The sequence below is a fragment of the Planktothrix sp. FACHB-1355 genome (assembly GCF_014748295.1).
GTDB classification, from domain to species: Bacteria; Cyanobacteriota; Cyanobacteriia; order Cyanobacteriales; family Aerosakkonemataceae; genus Aerosakkonema; species Aerosakkonema funiforme_A.
Genome location: NZ_JACJUP010000622.1, coordinates 1 through 4,059, shown reverse-complemented (window position 1 = coordinate 4,059; position 4,059 = coordinate 1). Strand labels below are relative to the sequence as shown.

Sequence of the window (4,059 nt, the reverse complement as noted above, 5' to 3'; positions counted from 1 at the left end):
CCATTTTGTTGGGTTAATAACCCGAAAAATTCCACAGCAGCAGCAGCGGGAGGTTGTATATTAATTCGCCGCGAAGCTTTAAATCGTATTGGCGGTATTCAGGTAGTGCGTCAAGCGTTAATCGATGATTGCGCTCTTGCACAAGCAGTCAAATCTCCGGGTAAAATTTGGTTGGGACTTACCGATTTAACTTGTAGCTTGCGACCTTATCCATCTTTATCTAGTATTTGGGATATGGTGGCGCGTACTGCTTTTACGCAATTGAATTATTCACCTTTGCTTTTATTGGGAACACTCATAGGAATGACTTTAATTTACATTGTCCCGCCAGTGAGTGCGATCGCAGGTATTTTGACTGGGAATTGGTTAGTGTTCTCACTAGGTATTTTAACCTGGTTGCTGATGGCAATAGCTTACTTTCCCACACTCAAACTTTATCGATGTTCGCCATTATTGTCTTTTTGCTTACCAGCGATCGCATTCCTATATACCCTGATGACCCTAGACTCAGCTTGGCGTCACTGGCGCGGAAGAGGAGGCGCTTGGAAAGGAAGAGTGTATCCGGTATCTATCAACACTCAGTCTTGAATTTGTTGTAAATTTTAGTATTTTTACCTACATATTCGAGAAATACTGCGGCTATGATTGCGATAATTGCGTATTGGTTTTACGTATGAAATGGCCTGCCTGGATACCATACCCCGGTGCGTGGATGAACGCCTTCGTCCTCTACGTGTTGCTGCGTTTTATTTCATCTGGCTCAAAATTGTTTGGTGATTTCGGTTCGTTTTTGGGTAGGTTTTTACAGCGACCCGAGCATTGGGTCTTATCTGGCGTGCTAGCCGCATTAGCTCCCATTCTGATTATCGCTTTTGTTCATCATTGGCTCTATCTATTTTTAGATCGTTTCTTTCCCAGCATTCGCTCACCAGAAATAGGCGCAACTCGCGGCTTTTTTCCCGGTTTGCTGAGTTTTTGGGAAGGTTTGTATGGCTGGCTGGTAATAGCAATATCTACGTTGATAAGCATAGGTATTTTAGCTTTGTTTTACCCATTTTTGGGTTCCAGCTACTACTACTACTGGTTTTCGCACTGGAATGGGTTTGTCTATGGCCCAGCGATGCTCGTTTGGACGATCATCGCCGCCTATATGTACCAATTTGAACATCTAGTGCAACGCCGCATGATGGCTGTAGAATCTGCCGAAAATTCCGATAGGAAAAATATTTAGAACCCCACCCTAACCCTCCCCTTCAACGGGAATGGTTTCTCTACTTTGCAAACAAATAACTTGTCACTTTTTCCAACACTTTCAATCCGCGCAGCGAACCTCTAATTAACCGAGTTGCTGCAATCGGTTGACGCAGCATTCCTATCGCTAAAGGCAGAGATTGTAACGAACCATCTGCACTAATTGCGGAATTGAGATCGGGAACATCCTGTTGCGAATCATCGCTAATTACGCGCAACATCGCTACGGAAAAACCACCTTTACTCAGAACTTCTAAAGCTGCGAAGCCTTCCATATCGACTACTTCGCTATCATATAGTTTACCTAAACTGCGTTTTTCTGATGCGGAATAAATGATGCGATCGCTCGTAAATCCTCTCACCAAAGCAGCTTTTTCATTGAGATTGTTGTAAAGTACCTTTGTAAAAGCGCGATCGCACATTTTATCTCGCAACTCTTCAGCCGAACCATAAATACAACTTCGGTAAATGACAACATCGCCGACAGAATAGCGAGGTGTTAGACTACCGCACAAACCCATCAACAAAACTTTGGGTTGCTGATGATGCGCGAAGAATTCTAATTTTTGCCATTTTTCCAAATATCTCGTTAACGGTTTAACACCAACCGGAACGGGAAAAATGGGTGGCGTCTTACCATTAAAGCGGCTTACTCCTCGAAGCACAGACTTATACTCTGACCCTTGGGGAACGAGAATAGCATCAATGTTCATTGTTATTTTGTGAATAAATTTAAGATTTAAGATTTCGGATTTAAAATAAATTCTAAATCTGAAATCTTAAATCTGCAATCTGAAATTACCCATTATCCCAAATTGGGACTTGACATCGTGCTGGAATTCTGTTTGGGCAAAAGTTTCATCATCCCAAAAGCAGTTTTGGCAACTCTCGGTAAAAACTCCGGACGCAGCAACTTGGAATCGTAAACACTCATGCGTCGATCGTTTTCTTGAATGCAAGTTGAGACAAACTTTTCCAGCGTCAAATTACTCGTAACCGAACTCGCACCGCTAGCTGTGAAACCCTTACCGCTGCCTTTTTTGCTACCTTTAAAACTATCCAAACGACGGCGGACAGAGCCAGTGTAGTACAATAGGGAATTTAAATCCCGCAGCACTTTTGCGCCTCGACCCTCATGCACTTGCTTGTACGCTACCCAGTTGACAAAAAATACCATATGGCGGGCTTCTTCATCAATAACCGGATCGAAAATAGCGAAGAATTGATCGGGGAATAAGCCAGATTGACGAGCGATCGCAAATAAACCAAACGCAAAGAACGAATCGAAACATTCCCCGTAGCCAAACTTGACAAAAGCTTCCTCCACATTATCGGGAATTTGTTTAGGCGGACGCGGCTTAATTTCGATCCCGTAATGGTTAATCAAGAATTCTATCACGCGAGAGTGGCGCGATTCCTCCATACCCTGTAGGGCGATCGCATCCCGCAAAAGTGGATCGCTCACCGTTTCCGCAAAAGCGGCTAGCATCTTTCCCGCATTTTGTTCTGTGTCAAAAGCTTCATCCCAGAAAGGAATTGAGCGCAGACGTTCTAGTTGTGCGCCGTCAAGTTTGGGCCAAGGTAGCTGTTCCGGTTCATACTTAAGATGGCTCTCCATAAAGCTTTGACAGAATAACTGCTTGTGCGCCTCAGATCCGATTTTCATTCCTCACTCCATTGCACGAAAGACTTTTGACTAGCGCCGATGCAGACGCGACTTCTCAAGAGAAATATATCGCAAGAACTATATCGTCAAGGGTAATTCGACAATAGCCTCCAGTTAATAAACTGTCACGAAGGTAGGGTAAGGAAGTGGGGAGTGCTTGTAAGCTTGTGGTGCGTGGGCTGGTAATTCGATATGGTGAAGGCAACTACTCGCAAAACATCCCTACGAGAACGTTTCAATATCTCCAGGTTAGCGATCGCATACCCTTGGCTAACCTTGAGTTTTTGGATCGCCGTCGCCGTCGCGGGACTTCTCGTTTTCAGTTCCCTCAAATACGCCCTGCTTCCCGATATTACCTTTCCAGTCGTAGTGGTGAACGCCACAGCACCTTTCACCGACGCGCTGGAAACGGAAGCAAAGCTTACCCAACCGATCGAACAGTCCCTCAGCTCGATTCCCAAACTCGATCGACTGCGCTCCTCCATTTACCCCAACCAAGCTGTCATCAGTTTATCCTTCGGGGTGGGGACAAATTTGGAACAATCTGCAAATCAAGTCGAAACTAGACTCAAGCAGCTAAATCTCCCCGAAGGAGCAAGTTACAAAGTTTTTCCGCTCAACTTAAACGAGTCTGCTGCTGTTAGCTACGCGATCGAAAGTCCATCAAAAAATCTAGTTGACTTAACCAAGATAGCTCAAGAGGAAATTGTAACAGCGATCGCCAAACTGCCAGGAGTCCTGAAAGTCAATCTTTTGGGTGCTGTCGAACAAACAACGGAATCCGTAGGGGCGAAGCATTTGGGCGATAATTCATCCCTATTACCAACAGATTCCTCACCAAAAGCTTCGCCCGACCCCAACGAACAATCGCCTCCAACCAAACAAACCAAAACTTCCGCAGTACGCCTTAATGGCAAAGATGCCTTAGCTTTTCAAGTAATTAAAAAGAGCGATGCCAATACCTTAGAAGTAGTCGCCGCAGTAGAAAAAGAAGTAGCGCGATTGCAATCTGCACTACCAGAAGTGCAATTAATTTTAGCCGCTACCCAAGCAGAATATATTCGATCGGCTACCGACGCCACGATCGATGCTCTTTTAGAAGCCGTAATTATTTCAGTTGTAGCCATCTTTCCCTTTTTGTG

General features: G+C 44.7%; 5 protein-coding genes. 3 read left to right on the top strand and 2 right to left on the bottom strand.

Annotated elements, in window-relative coordinates; genetic code table 11:
• Together H6S82_RS21825 and H6S82_RS21820 are read left to right on the top strand one after the other, a co-directional pair.
• A partial coding sequence (locus tag H6S82_RS21825) for a glycosyltransferase (protein WP_277926529.1) occupies nt 1–588 on the top strand: 588 nt, incomplete at its 5' end.
• 85 nt (nt 589–673) lie between these two features.
• Nucleotides 674–1,231: a hypothetical protein gene (locus H6S82_RS21820; RefSeq protein WP_190472828.1), complete on the top strand. Its 558-nt coding sequence runs from the start codon at nt 674–676 to the stop codon at nt 1,229–1,231.
• 40 nt (nt 1,232–1,271) lie between these two features.
• On the opposite strand, the gene H6S82_RS21815 is transcribed toward H6S82_RS21820, so the two are convergent.
• On the bottom strand, nt 1,272–1,964 hold the full coding sequence (locus tag H6S82_RS21815) for a phosphorylase (RefSeq protein WP_190472825.1): 693 nt from the start codon (nt 1,962–1,964) through the stop codon (nt 1,272–1,274).
• A 92-nt stretch (nt 1,965–2,056) separates the two neighbouring features.
• A complete protein-coding gene (locus tag H6S82_RS21810) occupies nt 2,057–2,917 on the bottom strand; it encodes a ferritin-like domain-containing protein (RefSeq protein ID WP_190472820.1) in 861 nt (286 codons plus the stop codon).
• Nucleotides 2,918–3,109: 192 nt separating this feature from the next.
• Between H6S82_RS21810 and H6S82_RS21805 the strand changes: the two genes are divergently transcribed.
• The coding region (locus H6S82_RS21805; protein ID WP_191056694.1) for an efflux RND transporter permease subunit at nt 3,110–4,059 on the top strand (950 nt) is incomplete at its 3' end.

Excerpts from the sequence above, each read along its gene's own strand:
- H6S82_RS21820 (WP_190472828.1), top strand. The coding sequence starts at position 674 with ATGAAATGGCCTGCCTGGATACCATACCCCGGTGCGTGGATGAACGCC.
- H6S82_RS21810 (WP_190472820.1), bottom strand. The coding sequence starts at position 2,917 with ATGAAAATCGGATCTGAGGCGCACAAGCAGTTATTCTGTCAAAGCTTT.
- H6S82_RS21815 (WP_190472825.1), bottom strand. The coding sequence starts at position 1,964 with ATGAACATTGATGCTATTCTCGTTCCCCAAGGGTCAGAGTATAAGTCT.